This is a genomic window from Streptomyces sp. NPDC037410, assembly GCF_055602235.1.
Map to the genome: position 1 here is coordinate 89,795 of NZ_JBVJWR010000014.1, position 22,282 is coordinate 112,076.

Below are 22,282 nucleotides of genomic sequence, written 5' to 3' on the forward strand. Positions count from 1 at the left end.
CCGTGCGCCGCCGAGCCAGCCTCGTCCTGCTCGCCCTCGCCGTCTTCTGCGCCGCGATGGCCCCGACCCTGCGCTGGTACGCCTTCCCCCGCCTGGCGAAGATCCCGGCCAACCAGTACCAGGAGACCGTCCTGGAGGCGCGGCCCGCGACCCTCCTCGACTACTCGACGCTCAAGGCCGAGAAGGTCGACAAGATCACGATCATCCAGACCCTCAAGGGCAACGTGGAGGAGTCGCGGCGCATCGAACGCGACGCCGGGCGCGACGTCGTCGTCTGGGACGCCCTCGCCTACGTCACCGGGCCCGACGGCAAGATGGTCTCCAAGGTCCCGGAGCGGTACGTCTTCGACGCCCACACCCAGGACCCCGTCCACGCCACCGGCGAATCGGTCGACGGCGACCCCGTCCGGCGCGAGGGCATCGAGTTCAAGTTCCCCTTCCTGACCGAGAAGCGCGACTACCAGTACTTCGACGCCCAGACCCGCACCGCGGCCCCCATCCACTACAAGGGCACCCGGACCTTCCGCGGCATGGAGGTCTACTACTTCGAGCAGACCATCCCCTGGACCAAGGTCCCCATGCCCAAGACCATGCCCGTCAAGGGCATCACCCCGAAGATCCTCGCCGACTCCGGTCTCACCCGCTGGTACACGACCAAGCGCATGTTCTGGATCGAGCCGGTCACCGGAGCCCCCGTCAACGGCGAGGAGATCCACAAGGAGGAGCTCCGCAACGCCAGGAAGCTCATGGGGCAGGACACCCTCACGGTCTTCGCGGGGCACGTGAAGATGCGCGAGGACTACCTCGAGAGCGTCGGCGCGATGGTCTCCTCCAATCGCCTGATGGTCCTCATGCTCGTCTCCTACGTCCCGTGGACCCTCACCTTCCTGGCACTGGCCCTCCTCGCCCTCTCCCTCTGGCTGGAGGCCCGCTCGCGGCGTCGCGAGCCCGAGCCGCCCGCCGCCCCCGCCCCGGCCCTGGTCAGCGCTCCCCTCTGAGCCGCGCGCTGGTGTGCCGGGTAGGCACCGCGGCCGACGGATCCTCCGGCCACGGGTGCTTCGGGTACCGCCCGCGCAGCTCCGCCCGCACCGCGCGGTAGCCCTCCCGCCAGAACGACGCCAGGTCGGCCGTCACGGCCGCAGGCCGGCCGGCGGGGGAGAGGAGGTGGACGAGCACCGGGACCCCCGCCACCCTGGGCGTCTCGGCCAGCCCGAACATCTCCTGGAGCTTCACGGCGAGCACCGGCCGCTCACCCCCGTACTCGACCCGTATCCGCGAACCGCTCGGAACCTCGATCCGCTCCGGCGCCAGCTCGTCGAGGCGCACGGCCTCGCCCGACGCCCACGGCAGCAGCCGCTTCAGCGCCTCCCCGGCGTCGATCCGCCCCAGATCGGCCCGACGCGACGCCCTCGACAGCTCCGGCTCCAGCCACTCCGCGGCCCGGTCGACCAGAGTCCCCTCCGACACGTCAGGCCAGGGCTCGCCCAGCTCCCGGTGGAGGAAGGCGAGCCGCTCGCGCAGCTCCCCGGCCTCCTTGCGCCACCGCAGCAGCCCGAGCCCCTCGCGCCGCAGGCCGTCGAGAAGGGCCTCCCGCACGAGAGCCGGCCCGGCCCCCGCACCCAGCGGGCGGACCGTCAGCTCGACCGCCCCCAGCCGGTCCACGGACCGCGCGACCACGTCCCCGTCCTCCCAGCGCACCTCCTCGCCGGTGCTCCGCAGATGCCCCGCCGCCCGCCGCGCCATGGCCTCGTCCACCACGGCCGCGAGCCGCACCCGCGCCGTGGCGTCCCGTGCCGTGCGGTCCGCCACCGCCACGGCGAGCCACGGGCTGGACCGCAGCCGGGACCCCTCGGCCAGCCGCGCCCCGCTCCCCGACACCATGAGATACCCGCCCTGCTCCCGAGCCCTGGCCACCCGCTCGGGAAACGCCAACGCCGTCACCAGCCCGGCCACGGCATCGTCGCCCTCCCGCTCCGCCACGGCGGTGTCCCCGCTCATCGCTCCGCCCGCCGACCGCTCCAGGCGGCGGGACTCCGTCCTCCATCGGGCGCCGTACCCGTCGGTGCCCTGGCGGGCCGTGCGCCAGGCCGCCGCCAGGTCGTCCCCGTAGTCGCGCGGCGGCTCCTCGCTGAGCAGTGCCACCACCTCCGCCGCCCGCCGCACCCCGACCTCGGGCGCACCGTCCAGGAGCGCGCGCCCCAGCCGCGGGTGCAGCCCCAGCCGGGACATCCGTACGCCCCGCTCCGTGGCCCGGCCGTCCCCGTCCACCGCCCCGATCGACGCGAGCACCGCACGGGCCGCCGACATCGCCCCGGCCGGCGGCGGGTCGAGCAGCGCGAGTCCCTCCGCCGTCGGGTCGCCCCAGCAGGCGGCCCGCAGCGCGAAGTCCGCGAGGTCGGCGATCCTGATCTCGGGGGAGGGGAACCGCGCCCGGCTGCCGTCCTCCGCCTCGGTCCAGCAGCGGTAGACCACGCCGGGCTCCTCACGGCCCGAGCGCCCCGCCCGCTGGGTCGCCGCCGCGGTCGACACCGGCACCGTCGCGAGGGAGCCGAGACCCCGGGCATGGTCCGTCCGGGGCTCCCGGGCGAGCCCCGAGTCCACCACGATCCGCACCCCCGGAACCGTCAGGCTCGACTCCGCCACCGACGTCGACAGCACCACCCGCCTCCGCCCGTCCGGCCCCGCACCCCGCAGCACCGCGTCCTGCACGGCGGCGGGAGCCCGACCGTGCAGCTGGAGCACCTCCGCGTCGACGCCGTCGAGCAGCCCCGCCGTCCGCGCGATCTCCCCCGTCCCCGGCAGGAAACAGAGGACGTCGCCCCGGTGCCGCTCCAGCGCGAGCCGAACCGTCGACGCCACATGCCGCAGCAGGGCCGGATCCACCCAGGTGCCGTGCGCCGGTCTGATCCCGGCCGGCGGCGCGGCGAACCTCACCGCGTACCCATGGCCCTCGCCCCTGCTCCACACGATCGGCGCGGGCCCGCCGCCGTCCAGGGCGGTGAGCAGCTCCGCCCACGCCTCGGCGTCGCTCGTCGCGGAGGCCGCGATCAGCTTCAGCTCCGGCCGCAGCGTCGCCCGGACGTCCACCAGGAAGGCCAGGGCCGTGTCGGCGTCGAGATGCCGCTCATGGCACTCGTCGAGCAGCACCACGTCCACGCCCGCCAGCTCCGGATCGCGCTGGAGCCGCTGGAGCAGGATGCCCGTCGTCACCACCTCGACCCGCGTCGCGGCACCGGTCCGCCGCTCACCGCGCACCGAGAAGCCGACCGCACCGCCGACCTCCTCGCCCAGCAGCCAGGCCATCCGCCGGGCCGCCGCCCGCACCGCCATCCTCCGCGGCTCGGCCACCAGCACCCGCCGCGCCGGTCCGTCCCCTATGAGCCCCGCGAGCGCCAGCGGCACCAGCGTCGTCTTGCCGGTACCGGGAGGAGCGGACAGCACCGCCGTGCCGCGCTCCGCGAGCGCGGCGAGCAGCTCGGGGACGGCATGGCGGACGGGGAGACGGTCGAGAGCGTCGTTTCGGATCACGCACTCAGTCTCGTACGCGCACAGAAAAAGGAGGGCCCCGTTATCCACAGGGCCCTCCATAAGTAGGACGAGCGAGCGGCGCTAGTCGTCCCGCTCGCAGACCGCTAGCCGTCCCGCCGGCAGACCGCTAGTCGTCCCGCTCGCAGACGAAGATCGCCGTCCCCGGGATCAGGTTCCCCCGCAGCGGGGACCAGCCGCCCCACTCCTGGCTGTTCCAGTCGGGCCACTCCGGCTCGACCAGGTCAAGGAGCCGGAAGCCGCCGGCCACCACGTCCCGCACCCGGTCCCCGATGGTCCGGTGGTGCTCCACGTACACGGCCCGCCCCCGCTCGTCCTGCTCGACGTACGGCGTGCGGTCGAAGTAGGAGGCGGCGACCGAGAGGCCCTCGGGGCCCGGCTCGTCCGGGAACGCCCAGCGGATCGGGTGCGTCACCGAGAACACCCAGCGGCCGCCCGGCCGCAGCACCCGGCGCACCTCGCGGAAGACCCGCACCGGGTCGGCGACGAACGGCACCGCGCCGTACGCCGAGCACGCCAGGTCGAAGGAGCCGTCCAGGAAGGGCAGCGCCCCCGCGTCCGCCTCCACCAGCGGCACCTCCCCGCCGATCCGCAGCGCGTGCTGGAGCTGCCGGTGCGAGAGGTCGAGGGCCACCGGCCGCGCCCCCTGGGCCGCCAACCACCGCGAGCACTGTGCCGCGCCCGCGCCGATCTCCAGGACGTCGAGGCCCTTCAGCGAGGCGGCCGGCCCGAGGAGCCCGGCCTCGGCCTCGTCGAGCCCCTCGGGACCCCACACGAACCGGTCGTCGCCCAGGAAGGAGCCGTGGTCGCTCTGGTACTCGTCGGCGTTCCGGTCCCACCAGCCCCGGCTCGCCCGGCTGCTCTCCGCTTCCCCCGCGTCACGCCGGGTCGCCTCGGCCCCGTCGTCGTCCCCGTCGACCGCGTCTTCGTGTCCGTACTCTTGGTTCATCTCGCCCGCCGATGTAGTTTGCGCTCAGTGCCGGCGTGCGGCGGACCCCCGCCGTGGTGGCGCAAGAGGCATGACTGGTGCCGGAATTGCTCAGATCTGCCCCGGGTGCGCGCTTCGCGCATTGACCCTGTCCGGCCGCCCCCGTATGCTAAAGGTTGCGCTGCGGGCCTGCGCGCCTCAGACGGAGCAGGCCGCGCTCGTACCTGTTGTATGTCCCCTCGGTTTTCGAGGCTCCCTCCCGTTCGCGGAAGGGTGCTTCATTGGCTGTCCGGCTTCTTGGTGCGATACGGGCTCTCGGCGTAGCAGTACCTACGACTTTCTGTCCGTAACCGGAGCCCTTTCCCACATGACGAGCAGCACCGAGACCACCGCCACCAGCACCACCCCGCAGGTTGCGGTCAACGACATCGGTAACGAGGAAGCCTTCCTCGCCGCGATCGACGAGACGATCAAGTACTTCAACGACGGCGACATCGTCGACGGCGTCATCGTGAAGGTCGACCGGGACGAGGTCCTGCTCGACATCGGTTACAAGACCGAAGGTGTCATCCCGAGCCGCGAGCTCTCGATCAAGCACGACGTCGACCCGAACGAGGTCGTCAAGGTCGGCGACGAGATCGAGGCCCTGGTCCTCCAGAAGGAGGACAAGGAAGGCCGTCTGATCCTGTCCAAGAAGCGCGCTCAGTACGAGCGTGCCTGGGGCACGATCGAGAAGATCAAGGAAGAAGACGGCATCGTCACCGGTACCGTCATCGAGGTCGTCAAGGGTGGTCTCATCCTCGACATCGGCCTCCGTGGCTTCCTGCCGGCCTCCCTCGTCGAGATGCGTCGTGTCCGCGACCTCCAGCCCTACGTGGGCAAGGAGCTCGAGGCGAAGATCATCGAGCTGGACAAGAACCGCAACAACGTGGTCCTGTCCCGCCGCGCCTGGCTGGAGCAGACCCAGTCCGAGGTTCGCCAGACGTTCCTCACCACCCTGCAGAAGGGTCAGGTCCGCTCCGGCGTCGTTTCCTCGATCGTCAACTTCGGTGCCTTCGTGGACCTGGGTGGCGTCGACGGTCTCGTCCACGTCTCCGAGCTGTCCTGGAAGCACATCGACCACCCGTCCGAGGTTGTCGAGGTCGGCCAGGAGGTCACCGTCGAGGTTCTCGACGTCGACATGGACCGCGAGCGTGTCTCCCTGTCGCTGAAGGCGACGCAGGAGGACCCGTGGCAGCAGTTCGCCCGGACCCACCAGATCGGCCAGGTCGTCCCGGGTAAGGTCACCAAGCTGGTTCCGTTCGGTGCGTTCGTCCGCGTGGACGAGGGCATCGAGGGTCTGGTCCACATCTCCGAGCTGGCCGAGCGCCACGTGGAGATCCCGGAGCAGGTCGTCCAGGTCAACGACGAGATCTTCGTCAAGGTCATCGACATCGACCTCGAGCGTCGTCGCATCAGCCTCTCGCTGAAGCAGGCCAACGAGTCCTTCGGTGCCGACCCGGTTTCGGTCGAGTTCGACCCGACCCTGTACGGCATGGCCGCGTCCTACGACGACCAGGGCAACTACATCTACCCCGAGGGCTTCGACCCCGAGACCAACGACTGGCTCGAGGGCTACGAGGCTCAGCGCGAGGCCTGGGAGACCCAGTACGCCGAGGCGCAGGCTCGCTTCGAGCAGCACCAGGCTCAGGTCATCAAGTCCCGCGAGGCCGACGAGGCCGCCGCTGCCGAGGGCGCTGCCGCCCCGGCCGCCGGCAACGCCGGTGCGGGCATCTCGGGTGGTTCGTACTCCTCGGAGTCGGACGACAACTCCGGCGCCCTGGCGTCGGACGAGGCCCTCGCCGCCCTGCGCGAGAAGCTGGCCGGCGGCCAGAGCTGAACAGGCTCTCCGCTGAGCGCTAGCCGCTAGCGAATCGAGGCCCGCTCCCCTTCGGGGGAGCGGGCCTCGGTCGTTTCCCCGCTCGTTCCCCGGAAGATCGCGCGACCCGGGAATGGCCGTGCCGCGCCCGGCGTTTCCAGAGAGAACACGAGGAGGAGCGGTAATCGTGCTTGATCCCCAGGATTTGTACGAATGGGACCCGAAGGGCGTGGCCGTCGTCGACCTGGCCCTGGCGCAGGAGTCGGCCGGGCTGGTCATGCTGTACCACTTCGAGGGCTACATCGACGCGGGCGAGACCGGTGAGCAGATCATCGAAGGCCTGCTCGACACCCTTCCGCACCAGCTGGTGGCCCGCTTCGACCACGACCGGCTCGTGGACTACCGCGCCCGCCGCCCCCTGCTGACCTTCCGGCGCGACCGCTGGACCGCGTACGAGACGCCGTCCATCGAGGTCCGCCTCGTGCAGGACGCCACCGGCGCGCCCTTCCTCGTCCTCTCCGGCCCCGAGCCGGACGTCGAGTGGGAGCGCTTCGCCGTCGCCGTCCGGCAGATCGTGGAGCGCCTCGGGGTGCGCCTCTCCGTCAACTTCCACGGCATCCCCATGGGAGTGCCGCACACCCGCCCGGTCGGTCTCACCCCGCACGGCAGCCGCACCGACCTCATGCCGGGCCACCGCAGCCCCTTCGACGAGGCCCAGGTCCCCGGCAGCGCCGAGTCCCTCGTCGAGTACCGGCTCACCGAAGCCGGCCACGACACGCTCGGCGTCGCCGCCCACGTCCCGCACTACGTGGCCCGCTCCCCGTACCCGGACGCGGCCCTGACCGCCCTGGAGGCCGTCACCGCCGCCACCGGCCTCGTCCTCCCGGGCGTCGCCCACTCCCTGCGGACCGAGGCCCGCCGCACCCAGACCGAGATCGACCGCCAGATCGGCGAGGGCGACGAGGAGCTGGTCGCGCTCGTGCAGGGCCTTGAGCACCAGTACGACGCGGCGGCCGGTGCCGAGACCCGCGGCAGCCTGGTCGCCGAGCCGGTCGACCTGCCGTCGGCCGACGAGCTCGGCCGTGAGTTCGAGCGCTTCCTCGCGGAGCGGGAGGGCGACGCCTAGCCCCGCCGGCGCAGGGCCTAAGCTGCCGCTCATGCTGAAGGTGGGCCTGACCGGCGGGATCGGCGCCGGCAAGAGCGAAGTGTCGCGGCTGCTCGTCTCGTACGGGGCCGTGCTGATCGACGCGGACCGGATCGCGCGCGAGGTCGTGGAGCCCGGGACCCCGGGGCTCGCGGCCGTCGTCGCGGCCTTCGGGGAGGGCGTCCTCACCGAGGAGGGGACGCTCGACCGGCCCAGGCTCGGCTCCATCGTGTTCGCCGACGCCGACCGCCTGGCCACCCTCAACGCCATCGTGCACCCGCTGGTCGGGGCCCGGTCGGCCGAGCTGGAGAGCCGCGCGGGCGCCGGCGACGTCGTCGTCCACGACGTACCCCTGCTCACCGAGAACGGGCTCGCGCCGCTGTACGACCTGGTCGTGGTCGTGGACGCGGCCCCGGAGACCCAGCTCGACCGGCTCGTACGGCTCCGCGGCATGGCCGCGCCCGAGGCCGAGGCCCGGATGGCGGCCCAGGCCACGCGCGCGCAGCGGCTGGCCGTCGCCGACCTCGTGATCGACAACGACGGACCGCTCGACACGCTCGAGCCCCAGGTGCGGAAGGTCTGGGAGGAACTGGAGCGCCGCGCGAAGGCCGCCGCCGGGGAGTAGCGGCGGAATGCGGTCGCCTCGATCCGGTGTTCAACCACCCGATCGAGGGGAAGGATGCCATCGTGGCCGACAGCAACCCGGAAACGCACGTCATCGACTTCCGCGCCGCCGAGCACCTGCTGGCCGCACGGGACCCTCGCGGGGCCGTGAAGCTGCTGGACTCGGTGATCGCCGCCCACCCCGAGAACACGGCGGCGCGCCTGTTGCGCGCCCGGGCGTTCTTCGCCGCGGCCCAGCTCCGTCCGGCACAGCTGGAATTCGAGCTGGTCCTGGAGCGCGAGCCGGACAACGCCTTCGCGCACTTCGCGCTGGCCCGCACCTTCGAGCGGGCCGGAAACCCCGCCCAGGCCATGCGCCACTTCCGCCTCGCCGCCGCGCTCGACCCGAAGCCGGAGTACCTCCAGGCGGCGGGCTTCGACACCCGGAACTGAGCGGGCCGGCCCGTCAGCGCCGCGGGCCGCCGTGATCGGGTTCGTACGGGGGGATGCTCCGGCCCGGCTGCCAGTGCGGGCCCTGGTGGAGGTGGTGCACCACCACCGCGAGGTCGACCGTGACCACCAGGAGCAGCACTCCGCAGGCCGCCGCCCAGCCGGGACGCTCAAGCAGGGCGAACACGGTCGTGCCGAAGGCCGCCCACAGCAGCCCCCACATGCTCAGCCAGAACCGCAGGCGCAGAGCGCTCCGCGCGTTCACCGGCTCGTTCCCGGTACGCATGGCGGTCGCATCTCCCCTCGGAATCCCGAGGCCACTTCCAGCATGTACCCGGGGTGGGGGAAACGGAACACGCGCCTCGCAGTACGCCGCTCCGGCTAGTGGACGACGCTGTAGCTGCGCCAGGGCAGGGTGTCGGGGGCGATCCAGTTCGCGGTGTTGGTGGCCACGTAGATCGAGTTCCCGCCCTTACAGTCGCGGGTCCGGTACATCACGATGTCGGTCAGGGAGTTGTTCCGGACCTTGGTCACGCCCGAGGGCGCCAGGCGGTGGCAGCCGTTCACGGAGGGGCTTGTCACGCTCACCAGAAGCTCACGCTGGGTCTCGTACTCGATCGTGCCCACGGTGCTGCGGCCGAGGCCCGAGCAGCCCGCGACGGCGAAGGTGAGCAGCACGGCCCCGGTGGCGGTCGTGAGACGCCGGCGAACGGACATGGCGGATCCTCTTCTGTCGTGTCGTTTCAGGCCACCATGCCGCCCCCGGCGACTCCCGGCATCCTGTGCTGGGCCGTCCGGGGGAACCGGCCGACGCCCGTTGTCAGACCCCACCCGTAAGGTCGGAGGTCCAGTAGGGAAACGCCGGACAGCGGAAGGAGGGCCGAGCCGTGGCACACACCTGGATGACCGGCGCCGCCGTCTTCCTGCCGGCCGCCCTTCCCCGCGACGGCCGGGTCGCCTTCTGGGCCCCCGACGGCGGCGCGCTCCCTGACCCGGAGGGGAGCGGGGCCGAGCGGGTCGAGCTGACCGTCGCCCGGCGGTACGGCGGCGGCGCCCGGGCCCGTTCCGTACCCGCCGTGACCCTGCCCGTCGAAGCCGCCCTGCCGCACCTCGTCGCGGCCCGCCACCACCCGGCCGCGCACCCCGCCACCGCGGGCTGGGGCGCCGCCGCCCTCCACGCCCTGCACCTGGCCGCGCGCGGGCGGATGCTGCCCGGGCTGACCCCCGACGACCTGGACGCCTGGCGCGCCGGACCGCTGGACGCCGAGGACATCGCCCATATGCGGGCCGTCGCCGCCGCCCTGCCGTACGAGGGGTACGCCGTTCCGGTGCCGGGGCGCGGTCCGCTGCGGCTGCCCGAGCCCGAGGCCCTCGTGCGCGCCTTCCTCGACGCCGTCGCCGACGTCCTGCCCCGCACCCCGGCCGCCGCCCACGCGGTCGGCGCGCCGTTCGCGGCGCGCGCCCCGCAGCACCTGCCCCGCGCGCGTGCCTGGGCCGCCGAGGCGGCGGCCGGGATGGACGCCGGGGTGCGGGTCTCGCTCCGCCTCGACCTCTCGCCGTACGAGCTCTTCGACACCGCAGACACCGCAGACACCGCAGACGCCCCGGACGCCCCGGACGCCCCGAGCGGTGCGGCGGAGGGCGGGGAGCGGCACGCCGCCGCCGCGCTCCTCCAGATCCACAGCCTCGCCGACCCCACCCTCGTCATCGACGCCGCGGAGCTGTGGGCGGGCGAAGGCGAGCACTTCGGGCCCCGCGCCCGGATCGACGCCGTCCTCGCCCTGCGCCGGGCCGCCCGCGTCTGGCCCCCGCTCTCCCGGCTCCTGGAGCGGGACGTGCCCGACGTCCTCGCCGTCACCGAGGACGAGCTGTACGAACTGCTCGGCCCGGCCGCCGCCCGGCTCGCCGACGCCGGGGTCGCCCTCCACTGGCCGCGCGAGCTGGCCCGCTCGCTCAGCGCCTCCGCCGTCGTCCGCCCCGCCCATGCCGCGCCCGGCTCCGCCACCGACGGCACCTCCTTCTTCGACAGCGAGGAGCTCCTGCGGTTCAACTGGCAGCTGGCCCTCGACGGCGATCCGCTCACCGAGCGCGAGATGGACCTCCTGGCCGAGGCCCACCGGCCGATCGTGCGCCTCCGCGACCAGTGGGTCGTCATCGACCCCGCCCTCGTCCGCAAGGCCCGCAAGCGCGAACTCGGCCTGCTCGAACCGGTCGACGCCCTCGCCGCCGCGCTCACCGGCACCGCCGAGGTGGACGGCGAGTCCGTCCCCGCCGTCCCCGTCGGGGCCCTCGCCGCGCTCCGCGACCGGCTCCTGGCCGGCCCCGAGGACGTGCAGGCCCCGCCCGGCCTCACCGCCACCCTGCGCGACTACCAGCTCCGCGGCCTCGCCTGGCTGGACCTCATGACCTCCCTCGGCCTCGGCGGCTGCCTCGCCGACGACATGGGGCTCGGCAAGACCGTCACCCTCATCGCCCTCCACCTGCGCCGCGCCCGCCGCGCCCCCACCCTCGTCGTCTGCCCGGCCTCCCTCCTCGGCAACTGGCAGCGGGAAGTGCGGAAGTTCGCCCCCGACGTGCCCGTCCGCCGCTTCCACGGCACGGACCGGGACCTGGACGGCACCGAGGGAGGCTTCGTCCTCACCACCTACGGCACCCTGCGCACCAGCGCCGCCCGGCTGGCCGAGCGGGAGTGGGGGATGGTCGTCGCCGACGAGGCGCAGCACGTCAAGAACCCGTTCTCCGCGACCGCGAAGGCGCTGCGCGAGATTCCCGCACCCGCCAGGGTCGCCCTGACCGGCACTCCCGTGGAGAACAACCTCTCCGAGCTCTGGGCGCTCCTCGACTGGACCACCCCCGGGCTCCTCGGTCCGCTCAAGGCCTTCCGCTCCCGCCACGCCCGGGCCGTGGAGAACCACGAGGAGATCGAGCACGAGGAGGCCGTCGAGCGGCTCGCCCGGCTCGTGCGGCCCTTCCTGCTGCGCCGCCGCAAGTCCGACCCCGGCATCGTCCCCGAGCTCCCGCCGAAGACCGAGTCCGACCATCCCGTCGCCCTCACCCGGGAACAGGCCTCGCTCTACGAGGCGGTCGTCCGCGAGACCATGACCCGGATCGAGGGAGCCGAGGGCATGGCCCGCCGCGGCCTCGTCATGAGCCTGCTGACCTCCCTCAAGCAGATCTGCAACCACCCCGCGCAGTACCTCAAGGAGCAGGCCCCGCGCGGCACCGGCACCGCTCGGCTCGCCGGCCGCTCGGGGAAGCTCGCCCTGCTCGACGAGCTCCTCGACACGATCCTCGCGGAGGACGGGTCCGTGCTCGTCTTCACGCAGTACGTGTCGATGGCGCGGCTCCTCGCCGACCACCTGGCCGCGCGCGGCATCCCCGCCCAACTCCTGCACGGCGGCACCCCGGTGGCCGAGCGGGAGCGGATGGTCGACCGCTTCCAGGCCGGCGAGGTCCCCGTCTTCCTGCTCTCCCTGAAGGCCGCGGGCACCGGCCTCAACCTCACCCGGGCCGGCCATGTCGTGCACTACGACCGCTGGTGGAACCCGGCCGTCGAGGAGCAGGCCACCGACCGGGCCTACCGCATCGGGCAGACCCAGCCGGTGCAGGTCCACCGGCTCGTCGCCGAGGGCACCGTCGAGGACCGCATCGCCGAGATGCTCCGCGCCAAACGGGCCCTGGCCGACGCCGTCCTCGGCTCCGGCGAGGCCGCCCTCACCGAACTCACCGACCGGGAGCTCGCCGACCTGGTGTCCCTCAGGAGGCCCTCGTGAACCACCCCTGGGGCGCGCGGGGCGCACGGGGCGCCGCTCCCCGCCACGACGACCGCCGCCGCACCTTCCCGCAGCTCGCGCCACGCTCGGCCCCCGACGGCCGGTTCGCCGCCACCTGGTGGGGGAACGCCTGGGTCACGGCCCTGGAGAACACCGCCCTGGACGCGGCCCGCCTCGCGCGCGGCAAGGCGTACGCGGGGCGCGGCCACGTCGACGCGATCACGGTCACCCCGGGCCGGGTCGTCGCCTACGTCCACGGCAGCCGGCCCCGCCCGTACCGCACCGAGATCAGGATGCGGACCCTCGGCGACGACGGCTGGGAGAGGTTCCTCGACGAGGCCGCCGCCCGCCCCGACCACATCGCCGCCCTCCTCGACAAGGACGTGCCGCACGCCCTGGAGGCGGTCACCGGACTGCTTCCCGCGCCGGGCGACCTCGTCCCCGACTGCTCCTGCCCGGACGACGGATACCCCTGCAAGCACGCCGCCGCCCTCTGCTACCAGGCCGCCCGCCTCCTCGACGAGGACCCGTTCGTCCTCTTCCTGATGCGCGGCCGTGGCGAGCAGGAGCTCCTCGCCGAGCTGACCCGGCGCAACGCCGCCCGGGCCGCCGCGGAGACGGGTGCCGCCGCCCCGCCGATGCCCACGGTCCCCGCCCGCATCGCGCTCGACGCGGCCACCGGGCCCGGGCTCCCGCCGCTGCCGCCCGAACTGCCCGTCCCGGACCGGCCCGGCCGCCCGGCCGTCTTCCCGCCGGACCCGGACGCCCCGGATCCGCTCGCCCTCGACCTCCTCGCCACCGAAGCGGCCGCCCGCGCCCACGCCTTCCTCGCCACCGGCCACGACCCGGTCGCCGCGCTCACCCCCTGGCAGGACGCGGTCCGGCTGGCCGCCGCGCACCCCGGCTCCGGACTCACGGCCTCGTCGCGCGCGCTCTACCGCGACCTGGCGTACGCCCTGGACCGCACCCCCACCGACCTCGCCCGCGCCGTCGCCGCCTGGCGGCAGGGCGGCGCGGCGGGCCTCGCCGTCCTGGAGGAGCCGTGGGATCCGCCGGCCGGTCCGTTCGACCGGGCCAGACCGGCACTGCTCGCCGCCGACTTCCCCGCCTTCCGGCCCTGGCGCAACCGGCTCTCGGGGGAGTCCCTCCAGCTCCGGCTCGGCCGGGACGGTCTCTGGTACGGGTACGAGTCGGACGCCGGCCGCGAGGACTGGTGGCCGCGCGGTGCCCCCGACCCGGACCCGGTGGGCGCCCTCACCGATCTCCTGGGGCGTTGAAGGGCGTTGAGGGCGTTGAAGGGCGTTGAAAGGGTCGAGGGACGCGTCGACATGTGCTGACGGGCGTCGACCGGGGTTGACCAGACACTCGATCGGATTCCCACTCGATGGGGTGAAACCCGTCAACGGGCGGATCCGGCACGCACGTTTGTCGCGTTGATTCCGGTACGGGCACTTGCCCGTGCACACCTCCGGAAGGCAGGAAGCCATGAGGCAGATTCGCCGAAGTGGTCTGGCCACACTGTTGGTCACGGGCGGCGCGCTCGCCCTCTCGGCGGGCGCCGCGCACGCCGACGCCGGCGCCCAGGGCGCCGCGGTCGGTTCGCCGGGAGTCGGTTCCGGCAACACGGTTCAGCTGCCGGTGCACGTGCCGGTCAACGTCTGCGGCAACACGGTCAGCGTCGTCGGCCTGCTCAACCCGGCCATGGGCAACAGCTGTGCCAACCGCTCCGCCGAGCGCGAGACCGGGGGCTACGGGGACGAGAGCGGCGGCGTCCGCTCCCACAAGGACCAGCCCGCCACCCCGCGCGGCGGCGAGCAGGCCGGCGGCACCCAGAGCGGCTCCCACGGCGGTTCCTCGCAGGGCGGCTCCTCGCACGGCGGCTCCTCCAACGGCGGCGGGGCCACCGCCGAGACCCATGCCGGAGGATCCCCCGGCGTCCTCTCCGGGAACGGCCTCCAGCTGCCCGTCGACCTCCCCGTCAACGTCAGCGGGAACTCGGTCAACGTGGTCGGCATCCTCAACCCGGTCTTCGGCAACACCTCGGTGAACGGCCCGGCCAAGCCCCAGCAGCCGATCGAGACGCCCACGCCGCGCCCGCAGACCCCCGTGCGGAACGTGCCGGTGCCGCAGGCCGAGACCGTGACCCCCGCCCCGGCCCCCGCGCCGCAGGGCGAGGCGAGCACGGCCTCGCTGGCCTCCACGGGTTCGGACGCCATGGGCTACGCCGGTTCCGTGAGCGCCGCGCTGCTCCTCGGCGGCGCCCTGCTGTACCGCCGTGGACGCCGCTCCGGCGACCAGATCTGAGGACCGGGACCCGGCGGCCCGGTGGACGTGGGCCGACGCCCGAGCCGTCAGCCGCGTTCCAGGCCGCTCGCGGTCCCGACGTCCTGGCGCCAGGTCCGGAGCACCGCCTCGATGGCGGGCGCGATCCTCGTCCGGGCCTGGTGCCGGGCGACCCCCTGCATCAGCAGGGAGTCGTACGGCGTGTCGACGTGCCGTACGGAGGCTCGTACCGCGGCGGTGACCGCGCCGGGGTCGAGCGAGCGGCCCGCGGCCGTGCGCCCCACCCGTCCGCTGCCCTTCGCCGAGGCGTGGACGGCGATCTCCGTGGCCCGGTCCACCGGGCAGGACGGGAAGAGCCGCAGGATCTCCGCCAGGAGGACCGCGGTGATCTCGGCGTCGAGGGCCGCCCGCCGCACCGCGTCCCGGGCCCGCCGCGCGGCCCGCGCCTCGGCGTCCGCCAGGCAGGCGCGTTCCGCCTCGGCGAGGGCGGCCTCCTCGACGAGCAGGCCCTGACGCTCGTACCGGGTACGGCGCCGGTTGTGCCGTACGACCACGGCCCAGAGCGTGCTGGCCTCCCGGGCACGGCGGGTGAGGGCCGTGTCGCCCCGGCGGAGGAAGACCAGATGGCCGAGGTCGGCGCAGTCCAGACAGACCGGCGCGTTGAACTCGACGATCATCCGTTCCAGCGGCCCCCGGTGGCATTCCGAGCAGCGGCGGCGCCGGAGCGGCTCGACGACGACGGGCGCGACGAGGTCCACGGCCGGTCCCCGCTCAGCGGACGCCGGGCGCGGCGGCGGCGATGAACAGGGCGAGCGCCTCCTTGGCCTGCTCGGACCGGCGCGCGCGGTCCGCCTCGTCGACGGCCTCGTGCATGCAGTGGGACTCCACGAAGGCCGCCTCGGCGAGGCGCCGGGTCTCCGGGTCGTCGCAGACCAACTGGACGCGGAAGAGGGCCTGTCGGGCGGCGGTCCGCTGCCGGTAGGAGGCGTGGCGGGACTCCTCCGCCTCCTCCGAACCGGGATGGGTGCGGGTCCGGAACCAGCGGTCGTTCTGGCTGTGCCGGTAGTCGACGACCGCGCCCGCGAAGGCGCTGTACGTCTCGATCCGCTCCTGCCGGAGCTGTTCGCCGCGGGCGAGCGCGGCCGTGCGCTCGGTGGTCCGCGCCTGGAACCAGTGCGTGAAGACCACGCCCAGCAGCGTTCCCGCCACGGCTATCAGCGCCGCATCCATGACCGGCCGCCCTCCCGTTTCCTCAGCCGTCAGAGGTCTTCAGACCCGTAGATCATGACAGCTCAGGGGGCCGGACGTCATTGCCGGTAACTGCTCAGGAAGCGGCCGATGCGGCTGACGGCGGCGTCGAGGTCGTCGGCGTACGGCAGGGTGAGGATGCGGAAGTGGTCCGGACGCGGCCAGTTGAAGCCGGTGCCCTGCACGACCTGGATCTTCTCCCGCAGCAGCAGGTCGAGGACGAACCTCTCGTCGTCGTGGATCTTGTGCACGGCGGGGTCGAGGCGCGGGAAGGCGTACAGCGCGCCCTTCGGCTTCACGCAGGAGACGCCGGGGATCTCGTTGAGCTTCTCCCAGGCCCGGTCGCGCTGTTCGCGCAGCCTGCCGCCCGGGGCGCACAGCTCGTGGATCGACTGCCGGCCGCCGAGCGCGGCCTGGATGGCGTACTGGGCCGGGGCGTTGGGGCAGAGCCGCATGGAGGCCAGCATCGTGAGGCCCTCCAGGTAGTTCTTCGCGTGCTGCTTCGGGCCGGTGACGACCAGCCAGCCGGAGCGGAAGCCCGCGACCCGGTAGGTCTTGGAGAGGCCGCCGAAGGTGAGGACGACCACGTCGGGGGCGAGGGAGGCGGCCGGGTAGTGGACGGCCTCGTCGTAGACGATCTGGTCGTAGATCTCGTCGGCGAAGACCATGAGGCCGTGGCGGCGGGCGAGGTCGAGGATGCCCTCGACGATCTCCTTCGGATAGACCGCGCCGGTGGGGTTGTTGGGGTTGATGACGACGATGGCCCGGGTACGGTCGGTGATCTTCGACGCCATGTCGTCGAGGTCCGGGTACCAGTCGGCCGACTCGTCGCAGAGGTAGTGCACGGGCTTGCCGCCGGCGAGCGTCACGACCGCGGTCCACAACGGGTAGTCGGGGGCCGGGACCAGGACCTCGTCGCCGTCCTCCAGGAGGGCCTGGGTGGCCATCGAGATCAGTTCGGAGACGCCGTTGCCGAGGTAGATGTCGTCGACGTCGACGTCCGGCAGGCCCATCGACTGGTAGCGCTGGGCGACGGCGCGGCGGGCGGAGAGGATGCCGCGGGAGTCGGTGTAGCCATGGGCTTTGGGGAGCATCCGGATCATGTCCTGGACGATCTCCTCGGGCGCCTCGAAGCCGAAGAGCGCGGGGTTGCCGGTGTTGAGGCGCAGGACGCTGTGGCCCGCCTCCTCCAGGGCGTTGGCCTGCTCGATGACAGGGCCGCGGATCTCGTAGCAGACCTCGTTCAGCTTGCTCGACTGCCGGAACTCCATGCGCCGACCTCCCCAGAAGTGTTGATGCTTGGTTTTACCAAGTTCGAGCTTGGAAAGTCCAACAACATGTCTAGACTGCGTCGCATGCCACGTCAGCCACGCCGCCGCAGCTACGACCAGCACTGCGCCGCCGCGCGCGCCCTCGACCTCGTCGGCGACCGCTGGACCCTGCTCGTCGTCCGCGAACTCCTCGCCGGGCCGCGCCGCTACACCGACCTCCACGCCGACCTGCCCGGCGTCAGCACCGACATGCTCGCGGGCCGCCTCAAGGACATGGAGGGCGCCGAGCTCGTCACGCGCCGCCGACTGCCCCCGCCCTCCTCGGCGTACGTGTACGAGCTCACCCCGCGCGGACGCGAGCTGCTGCCCGTCCTGCGCACCCTCGCCGCCTGGGGTGCGCCCGAGCTCGGGGAGCCGCGGCCCACCGACGCCGTCCGCGCCCACTGGTACGCGATCCCGCTGCTCGGGGTGCTCGCGGAGCTCGGCGCGTCGGTCGTCCAAGTGACCCTCGACGAGGGTGAGTTCCACGTACGGATCGGGGCCGACGGGAGCGTGTCCCACGGCGACGGAGGGGTGGACGCCCCCGACGCCCGCCTACGGACCGACGCGTCGACCTGCCGGGCCCTCGCCGCGGGGGAACTGACCCTGGACGAGGCGGTGGCGTCCGGCCGTGTCACGTTGGAGCGGGCCGCGTCGGTGGTCGCGCGGACCTGAGGTCGGGTGTCGGTGGTCGCGCGGACCTGAGGTCGGGTGTCGGTGGTCGCGCGGACGTGAGGTGGGGTGTCGGTGGTCGCGCGGACGTGAGGTGGGGTGTCGGTGGTCGCGGGGACCTGAGGTGGGGTGTCGGTGGTCGCGTGGCCTGAGGTCAGGTCACGACTGCGCGGCCAGCGCCCTCGCCAGGCGGTCGCGGGCCGCCGTCTGGGCCGCGATGCGCGCGTCGATCACGGCCAGGCGCTCGCGGGCGATCTCCAGGGCGCGGGCGGACGGCCGGGCCGCCGAGACGTCCCCGTCCAGGCAGGTGCGGAACGCCGACACGTCGTCCAGAGTGAACCCCGCGTCAAGGAGGTACCGGATGTTCGACACCCGCGCGACGGCGATCTCCTCGTACACCCGGTACCCGTTGGCCGCGCGGGCCGACGCGATCAGCCCCGCCTGCTCGTAGTGCCGCAGCGCGCGGGCCGACACCCCCGTCCGCCGGGCCAGTTCACCGATGCGCAAGGGCGCCACCTCCTCGCGCAGTCGTATCACGCCACCAGTGCGCCCCCGTCGACGGGCAGGACGGTGCCGGTCAGGAAGGCGGCGTCCGGAGCGGCGAGCGCGGTGATCGCCCAGGCGACCTCCTCGGGCCTGCCGACCCGCCCCAGCGGCGTGTGCGCGAGCTGCCACGCCCGCACCGCCCGCCGCTGCTCGGGGGTGAGGCCCATGTGGTCCGCGATCGGGGTCTCGATCGCCCCGGGCGCGACCGCCACGACCCGGACGCCGGCCGGCGCGAGCTCCACCGCCCAGCAGCGGGTCAGCGTCTCCAGGGCGCTCTTGGTCGCCGGATAGACGGAGTTGGCGGGCCAGCCGCGCTGACCGATCGTCGTCGTCACGTTCACCACGACGCCCCGGGACTCCCGGAGCGCGGGCACGGCCGCCTGGGTGAGCAGGACCGGGGCGACGAGGTTCGTCTCCAGGAGCGGGGCGATCACGGAGCGGTCGAGGGTGCCGAGCGGGCCGCCGGCGGAGATCCCCGCGTTGTTGACGAGGACGTCGAGACGGCCGTGGGCCAGCGCCGCGCGGACGATCTCCTCGGCCGCGCCCTCCGCCGTGACGTCCGCGGCGAACGGGTGGATGCCCGGGTGGGACCCGGCGGTCTCCCGCAGCGGCTCCTCCCGGCGGCCGACGGCGAGGACCGTGGCCCCCTGCGCGGCGAACGAACGCGCGGTGGCACGGCCGATGCCGGTGCCCGCGCCGGTGACGACGACGACCCTGGTGGGTGTGGTGGTGTCCATGGGTCCGATGGTCGAACCCTGACGCCAGCGACAAGGTCAAGCCCGGCTCACCGCTGGGGGGAGAGGAACTCCAGCCGGTTGCCGTGGCAGTCGGCGACGTAGAAGCGCCGATGGCCCGGGAAGTTGTCGTCCCACGTCACCTCGACCCCCTGGCCGGTCAGCCGCTCGGCCAGGCCGTCGAGGTCGGCGACCAGGATGCCCGGGTGCCCCTTGCGGGCCGGCCGGAAGTCCTCCTCGACACCCAGATGGATCTCCAGCGCGTCCGAGCGGACCCACAGGCCACCGCGCGCCGCGAGGACCGGCGGCTTCTGGATCTCGGTCATGCCGAGGACGTCCACGTAGAATCGGCGGCACACCTCCTCCTCGCCCGCCGGCAGGGAGAGCTGCACGTGGTGCAGCCCGAGGCCGAAGGGCGTCGTCGTCTCCGTGGTCTCGTAGGGCAGTGGTTCCTGACGCAGGCTCATGGGGATGCGAGTCCTCTCCTCCGCGGGTGCCGTGCGGTCGCGCGGCCAGGTCACCGTAATGCCGGGGGTGTCGGCCGGTACACGTCAGGGGGAGCGACGGGCAGGATGAGCGGGATGCGATACGAGGCGATCACCTGGGACCGGCTGGCGGAGGAACTCGCCGGCCACCTCGAGGCGTCCCCCGCCGCCGCGGGGGACGACTGGCTCAAGGTGGGCATCGACGGGCCGCCCGCCGCGCCCGGCGGCGAGCTCGCCGGACTCCTCGCCGAGGCGCTGCGCTCGCGCGGGCGGGCCGTCCAGGTCGTGGGGACCGGCGGCTTCCTGCGGCCGGCGTCCCTGCGGTACGAGTACGGGAAGCAGGACCCCGACGCGTACTACAGCGGGTGGACCGACATCGGGGCCCTGTGGCGGGAGGTCTTCGGGCCGCTGGACCCCGGAGGCACCGGGCGGGTGCTGCCCGACCTGTGGGACCCGGTCACGGACCGCGCGACCCGCAGCCCGTACGTCACGCTGCCGCCGCGCGGGGTGCTCGTGCTGCACGGCCCCTTCCTGCTCGGCCACTGGTTCCCCTTCGACCTCACCGTGCACCTGCGCCTCTCGCCCGCCGCGCTCGCCCGGCGCACGGAGGAGCCGTGGACCCTGCCCGCCTTCGCCCGGTACGAGTCGGAGGTCGGCCCCACGGAGGCGGCGGACGCCGTCGTACGCGCCGACGACCCGCGACACCCGGCCTGGAAGGGTCTCCGGGCGTAGCCCTGGCTCCGGTGCGGCCCGGCCCTATGGACCTGCCTGGCCCTGCGGCTCCGCCTGGCCCTGCGGTCCCGTCCGGACCGTCGGTCTGCCTCCCACCACCGTGACCGCTTCCGCGCCCGCGCGGCAGCCCGCCTCCGCGGCCCGCACCGGGTCCGCGCCGGTCAGTCGCGCCGCCAGGAACGCCCCGGTGAACGCGTCGCCCGCGCCCGTCGAGTCCACCGGCCGCACCGGGGGCGCCGTCACCCGCGCCGTGACCGCCCCGCCCTCGGCGACCAGCGCGCCCGCGGCCCCGAGGGTGACCACGACCAGCGGGAAACGCCGGCTCAACTCCTCGGCGGCCGCCTCCGGTTCGCCGCATCCGGTGAGCGAACGGGCCTCGTCGGCGTTGGGCAGCAGCGTCTCGGCGCCCTCCGCCGCCGCGAGGAACCGCTCCGCCCCCAGCTCCGCCAGGAACCCCGCCGAGGCCGGGTCCACGCTCACCGGGACCCCCGCGTCCCGCGCGTCCCGCAGCGCCCGGCAGGCCGTCTCGCGGCTCGGCGCGGCGAAGAACAGGTACCCCGAGAGGTGCAGCCGGGCCACGCCGTCGAGCAGCCCCGCGGACCAGTCGGCGGGGGAGAGGCGCAGCGCGGCGCCGCTGTCCGTCAGGAAGGTGCGTTCCGCCGAGCCGTCCACGAGCGCGATCACGGTGGCCGTCGCCGCGTCCGGGTCCTGGACGAGCAGGGGGCGCACGCCCGCCCCGCGCAGCGCCCGCTCGTGCCAGCCGGCCGCGTCCGTCCCCACCCGGCCGAGCAGCCGCACTTCGGCCGGGCCCGAACGCGCCGCCCAGCAGGCCGCGTTGGCCCCGGCGCCGCCCGGCAGGGTGCGGATCTCCGCCGCCGTGTCCGTGGCGGGGGAGAGCGGGGTCCGGTGCCGGGCGACGACGTCCGTGACCACGTCCCCGACGACGAGCAGCGAGCCCCCGGACCGGCTCACCGGCCGTCGGCGCCGGCTGCCGCACCGCCCGCGCCCGCACCGCCGGGCCCTCTCCCCGACGCTGCCGCGTACGCGCCCGCGATGGCCGCCGCGAGCCGCACATTGCCGCGTACCGCCGCGAGATTGGCCTCCAGGGACGCTCCCTCCGTGTGCACCATCAGGTATTCGAGGAGGAACGGCGTCACCGCCTGCCCGGTGATCCCCTTCTCCTTCGCCGCCGCCAGGCCCCCCGCGAGCACCCGGTCGTGCAGTGCGGGATCCAACTGCTCGGCCACCGGCACCGGGTTGGCCACGACGAGCGCGGCCCGCGGGCCGTCCAGGCCGTCCTGCGCCCGTATCACCCCCGCGACCTCCTCCGGGGTGCGCAGGGTCCAGTCGACCGGCTCGCCCGAGGAGGAGAGGTAGAAGCCGGGGAAGCGGTCCGTGCCGTACCCGACGACCGTCACCCCCAGGGTCTCCAGGCGCTGGAGCGTCGCGGGCACGTCCAGGATCGACTTGACCCCGGCGCACACCACGGTGATCCCGACCCGGGCGAGCAGCCGCAGGTCGGCGGACTCGTCCTGCGTCTCGCGCCACTCGCGGTGCACACCGCCGAGCCCGCCCGTCGCGAACACCCGTATGCCGGCCGCGTCCGCGAGACAGGCCGTCGCCGAGACCGTCGTCGCCCCGGTCGCGCCGGTCGCCAGGGCCGGGGCCAGGTCGCGGTGGCCCAGCTTCCGCACCGCCGGGTCCTCGGCGATCCGGGTCAGGGCCGCCCGGTCGAGCCCGATCCTGGCCGTGCCGTCGATCACCGCGATCGTGGCGGGGACGGCGCCCCCGGCCCGTACGGACTCCTCCAGTTCCGCCGCCACGGCGAGGTTGCGCGGGCGGGGCAGGCCGTGGGCGATGAGCGTCGATTCCAGCGCGACGACGGGCCGGCCCTCGTGGAGCGCCTCCCGTACTTCTTCGGACACCTGTGTGGACATGTTCCATTCCTTGGCGCGATCACCGGCCCCGCA

General features: G+C 73.9%; 22 protein-coding genes. 10 read left to right on the forward strand and 12 right to left on the reverse strand.

The window, feature by feature from the left end:
- Positions 1–2 precede the first annotated feature (2 nt).
- The gene (pgfA, locus tag ACZ7HT_RS23435) at positions 3–998 is read left to right on the forward strand and encodes a cell envelope lipid trafficking protein PgfA (RefSeq protein ID WP_471169041.1); all 996 of its coding nucleotides are present in this window, start codon (positions 3–5) and stop codon (positions 996–998) included.
- On the opposite strand, the gene hrpB is transcribed toward pgfA, so the two are convergent.
- Both hrpB and ACZ7HT_RS23445 read right to left on the reverse strand, forming a co-directional pair.
- Positions 982–3,528: an ATP-dependent helicase HrpB gene (gene hrpB, locus ACZ7HT_RS23440; protein ID WP_471169044.1), complete on the reverse strand. Its 2,547-nt coding sequence runs from the start codon at positions 3,526–3,528 to the stop codon at positions 982–984. The genes pgfA and hrpB overlap by 17 nt on opposite strands.
- 127 nt (positions 3,529–3,655) lie before the next feature.
- Positions 3,656–4,495, reverse strand: coding sequence for a class I SAM-dependent methyltransferase (locus ACZ7HT_RS23445; protein ID WP_471169046.1), 840 nt, complete (start codon positions 4,493–4,495; stop codon positions 3,656–3,658).
- 346 nt (positions 4,496–4,841) lie between these two features.
- On the opposite strand from ACZ7HT_RS23445, the gene rpsA reads away from it, so the two are divergent.
- The 4 genes from rpsA (at position 4,842) to ACZ7HT_RS23465 (ending at position 8,532) form a co-directional block, all read left to right on the forward strand.
- Complete coding sequence (rpsA, locus tag ACZ7HT_RS23450) at positions 4,842–6,353, forward strand: 30S ribosomal protein S1 (RefSeq protein WP_471169048.1); 1,512 nt, start codon at positions 4,842–4,844, stop codon at positions 6,351–6,353.
- A gap of 166 nt (positions 6,354–6,519) precedes the next feature.
- Positions 6,520–7,458, forward strand: a complete 939-nt coding sequence (locus ACZ7HT_RS23455) for a PAC2 family protein (RefSeq protein WP_471169050.1) — start codon at positions 6,520–6,522, stop codon at positions 7,456–7,458.
- 31 nt (positions 7,459–7,489) lie between these two features.
- On the forward strand, positions 7,490–8,101 hold the full coding sequence (gene coaE, locus ACZ7HT_RS23460) for a dephospho-CoA kinase (RefSeq protein ID WP_471169053.1): 612 nt from the start codon (positions 7,490–7,492) through the stop codon (positions 8,099–8,101).
- A gap of 62 nt (positions 8,102–8,163) precedes the next feature.
- On the forward strand, positions 8,164–8,532 hold the full coding sequence (locus ACZ7HT_RS23465) for a tetratricopeptide repeat protein (protein ID WP_471169056.1): 369 nt from the start codon (positions 8,164–8,166) through the stop codon (positions 8,530–8,532).
- A 13-nt stretch (positions 8,533–8,545) separates the two neighbouring features.
- Here the strand turns inward: ACZ7HT_RS23465 and ACZ7HT_RS23470 are convergent, their stop codons facing one another.
- Positions 8,546–8,815, reverse strand: a complete 270-nt coding sequence (locus ACZ7HT_RS23470; RefSeq protein WP_453219516.1) for a DUF6343 family protein — start codon at positions 8,813–8,815, stop codon at positions 8,546–8,548.
- 95 nt (positions 8,816–8,910) lie between these two features.
- Positions 8,911–9,246 carry a hypothetical protein gene (locus tag ACZ7HT_RS23475; RefSeq protein ID WP_471169060.1) on the reverse strand — a complete coding sequence of 112 codons (336 nt, stop codon included), beginning with the start codon at positions 9,244–9,246 and terminating at the stop codon, positions 8,911–8,913.
- Between the two features lie 185 nt (positions 9,247–9,431).
- Between ACZ7HT_RS23475 and ACZ7HT_RS23480 the strand changes: the two genes are divergently transcribed.
- The 3 genes from ACZ7HT_RS23480 to ACZ7HT_RS23490 all read left to right on the forward strand — a co-directional run bounded on the left by ACZ7HT_RS23480 (position 9,432) and on the right by ACZ7HT_RS23490 (position 14,606).
- Positions 9,432–12,302: a DEAD/DEAH box helicase gene (locus tag ACZ7HT_RS23480; protein ID WP_471169317.1), complete on the forward strand. Its 2,871-nt coding sequence runs from the start codon at positions 9,432–9,434 to the stop codon at positions 12,300–12,302.
- A complete protein-coding gene (locus ACZ7HT_RS23485; RefSeq protein WP_471169063.1) occupies positions 12,299–13,579 on the forward strand; it encodes an SWIM zinc finger family protein in 1,281 nt (426 codons plus the stop codon). The genes ACZ7HT_RS23480 and ACZ7HT_RS23485 overlap by 4 nt, the downstream gene beginning before the upstream one ends.
- A 208-nt stretch (positions 13,580–13,787) precedes the next feature.
- Positions 13,788–14,606: a chaplin gene (locus ACZ7HT_RS23490; protein WP_471169066.1), complete on the forward strand. Its 819-nt coding sequence runs from the start codon at positions 13,788–13,790 to the stop codon at positions 14,604–14,606.
- A 47-nt stretch (positions 14,607–14,653) separates the two neighbouring features.
- On the opposite strand, the gene ACZ7HT_RS23495 is transcribed toward ACZ7HT_RS23490, so the two are convergent.
- The 3 genes from ACZ7HT_RS23495 to ACZ7HT_RS23505 all read right to left on the reverse strand — a co-directional run bounded on the left by ACZ7HT_RS23495 (position 14,654) and on the right by ACZ7HT_RS23505 (position 17,104).
- Positions 14,654–15,343 carry a DUF2293 domain-containing protein gene (locus ACZ7HT_RS23495; protein WP_471169069.1) on the reverse strand — a complete coding sequence of 230 codons (690 nt, stop codon included), beginning with the start codon at positions 15,341–15,343 and terminating at the stop codon, positions 14,654–14,656.
- Between the two features lie 13 nt (positions 15,344–15,356).
- Complete coding sequence (locus tag ACZ7HT_RS23500; RefSeq protein ID WP_471169072.1) at positions 15,357–15,815, reverse strand: hypothetical protein; 459 nt, start codon at positions 15,813–15,815, stop codon at positions 15,357–15,359.
- Positions 15,816–15,892: 77 nt separating this feature from the next.
- Positions 15,893–17,104: a pyridoxal phosphate-dependent aminotransferase gene (locus ACZ7HT_RS23505; protein WP_471169075.1), complete on the reverse strand. Its 1,212-nt coding sequence runs from the start codon at positions 17,102–17,104 to the stop codon at positions 15,893–15,895.
- 84 nt (positions 17,105–17,188) lie between these two features.
- Here ACZ7HT_RS23505 and ACZ7HT_RS23510 point away from each other — a divergent pair, with 84 nt between their 5' ends.
- Positions 17,189–17,818: a winged helix-turn-helix transcriptional regulator gene (locus tag ACZ7HT_RS23510; protein ID WP_471169078.1), complete on the forward strand. Its 630-nt coding sequence runs from the start codon at positions 17,189–17,191 to the stop codon at positions 17,816–17,818.
- Positions 17,819–17,974: 156 nt separating this feature from the next.
- On the opposite strand, the gene ACZ7HT_RS23515 is transcribed toward ACZ7HT_RS23510, so the two are convergent.
- From ACZ7HT_RS23515 to ACZ7HT_RS23525, 3 genes are read right to left on the reverse strand one after another with little or no spacing between them, the layout of a single operon-like run.
- Positions 17,975–18,322, reverse strand: a complete 348-nt coding sequence (locus ACZ7HT_RS23515; protein ID WP_471169320.1) for a MerR family transcriptional regulator — start codon at positions 18,320–18,322, stop codon at positions 17,975–17,977.
- Positions 18,323–18,348: 26 nt separating this feature from the next.
- Positions 18,349–19,098, reverse strand: a complete 750-nt coding sequence (locus ACZ7HT_RS23520; RefSeq protein WP_471169081.1) for an SDR family NAD(P)-dependent oxidoreductase — start codon at positions 19,096–19,098, stop codon at positions 18,349–18,351.
- Positions 19,099–19,145: 47 nt separating this feature from the next.
- Positions 19,146–19,562 (reverse strand): VOC family protein, encoded by a 417-nt coding sequence (locus tag ACZ7HT_RS23525; RefSeq protein ID WP_471169084.1) that lies wholly within the window; start codon positions 19,560–19,562, stop codon positions 19,146–19,148.
- A gap of 114 nt (positions 19,563–19,676) precedes the next feature.
- Here ACZ7HT_RS23525 and ACZ7HT_RS23530 point away from each other — a divergent pair, with 114 nt between their 5' ends.
- Positions 19,677–20,312, forward strand: coding sequence for a nucleoside/nucleotide kinase family protein (locus ACZ7HT_RS23530; RefSeq protein WP_471169323.1), 636 nt, complete (start codon positions 19,677–19,679; stop codon positions 20,310–20,312).
- Positions 20,313–20,336: 24 nt separating this feature from the next.
- Here the strand turns inward: ACZ7HT_RS23530 and ACZ7HT_RS23535 are convergent, their stop codons facing one another.
- Positions 20,337–21,284 (reverse strand): carbohydrate kinase family protein, encoded by a 948-nt coding sequence (locus ACZ7HT_RS23535; protein ID WP_471169087.1) that lies wholly within the window; start codon positions 21,282–21,284, stop codon positions 20,337–20,339.
- On the reverse strand, positions 21,281–22,249 hold the full coding sequence (locus ACZ7HT_RS23540; protein ID WP_471169090.1) for a pseudouridine-5'-phosphate glycosidase: 969 nt from the start codon (positions 22,247–22,249) through the stop codon (positions 21,281–21,283). The genes ACZ7HT_RS23535 and ACZ7HT_RS23540 overlap by 4 nt, the downstream gene beginning before the upstream one ends.
- Positions 22,250–22,282: the final 33 nt, after the last annotated feature.

Excerpts from the sequence above, each read along its gene's own strand:
- ACZ7HT_RS23445 (WP_471169046.1), bottom strand. The coding sequence starts at position 4,495 with ATGAACCAAGAGTACGGACACGAAGACGCGGTCGACGGGGACGACGAC.
- rpsA (WP_471169048.1), top strand. The coding sequence starts at position 4,842 with ATGACGAGCAGCACCGAGACCACCGCCACCAGCACCACCCCGCAGGTT.
- coaE (WP_471169053.1), top strand. The coding sequence starts at position 7,490 with ATGCTGAAGGTGGGCCTGACCGGCGGGATCGGCGCCGGCAAGAGCGAA.
- ACZ7HT_RS23470 (WP_453219516.1), bottom strand. The coding sequence starts at position 8,815 with ATGCGTACCGGGAACGAGCCGGTGAACGCGCGGAGCGCTCTGCGCCTG.
- ACZ7HT_RS23475 (WP_471169060.1), bottom strand. The coding sequence starts at position 9,246 with ATGTCCGTTCGCCGGCGTCTCACGACCGCCACCGGGGCCGTGCTGCTC.
- ACZ7HT_RS23480 (WP_471169317.1), top strand. The coding sequence starts at position 9,432 with ATGACCGGCGCCGCCGTCTTCCTGCCGGCCGCCCTTCCCCGCGACGGC.
- ACZ7HT_RS23490 (WP_471169066.1), top strand. The coding sequence starts at position 13,788 with ATGAGGCAGATTCGCCGAAGTGGTCTGGCCACACTGTTGGTCACGGGC.
- ACZ7HT_RS23500 (WP_471169072.1), bottom strand. The coding sequence starts at position 15,815 with ATGGATGCGGCGCTGATAGCCGTGGCGGGAACGCTGCTGGGCGTGGTC.
- ACZ7HT_RS23505 (WP_471169075.1), bottom strand. The coding sequence starts at position 17,104 with ATGGAGTTCCGGCAGTCGAGCAAGCTGAACGAGGTCTGCTACGAGATC.
- ACZ7HT_RS23510 (WP_471169078.1), top strand. The coding sequence starts at position 17,189 with ATGCCACGTCAGCCACGCCGCCGCAGCTACGACCAGCACTGCGCCGCC.
- ACZ7HT_RS23520 (WP_471169081.1), bottom strand. The coding sequence starts at position 19,098 with ATGGACACCACCACACCCACCAGGGTCGTCGTCGTCACCGGCGCGGGC.
- ACZ7HT_RS23525 (WP_471169084.1), bottom strand. The coding sequence starts at position 19,562 with ATGAGCCTGCGTCAGGAACCACTGCCCTACGAGACCACGGAGACGACG.
- ACZ7HT_RS23530 (WP_471169323.1), top strand. The coding sequence starts at position 19,677 with ATGCGATACGAGGCGATCACCTGGGACCGGCTGGCGGAGGAACTCGCC.
- ACZ7HT_RS23540 (WP_471169090.1), bottom strand. The coding sequence starts at position 22,249 with ATGTCCACACAGGTGTCCGAAGAAGTACGGGAGGCGCTCCACGAGGGC.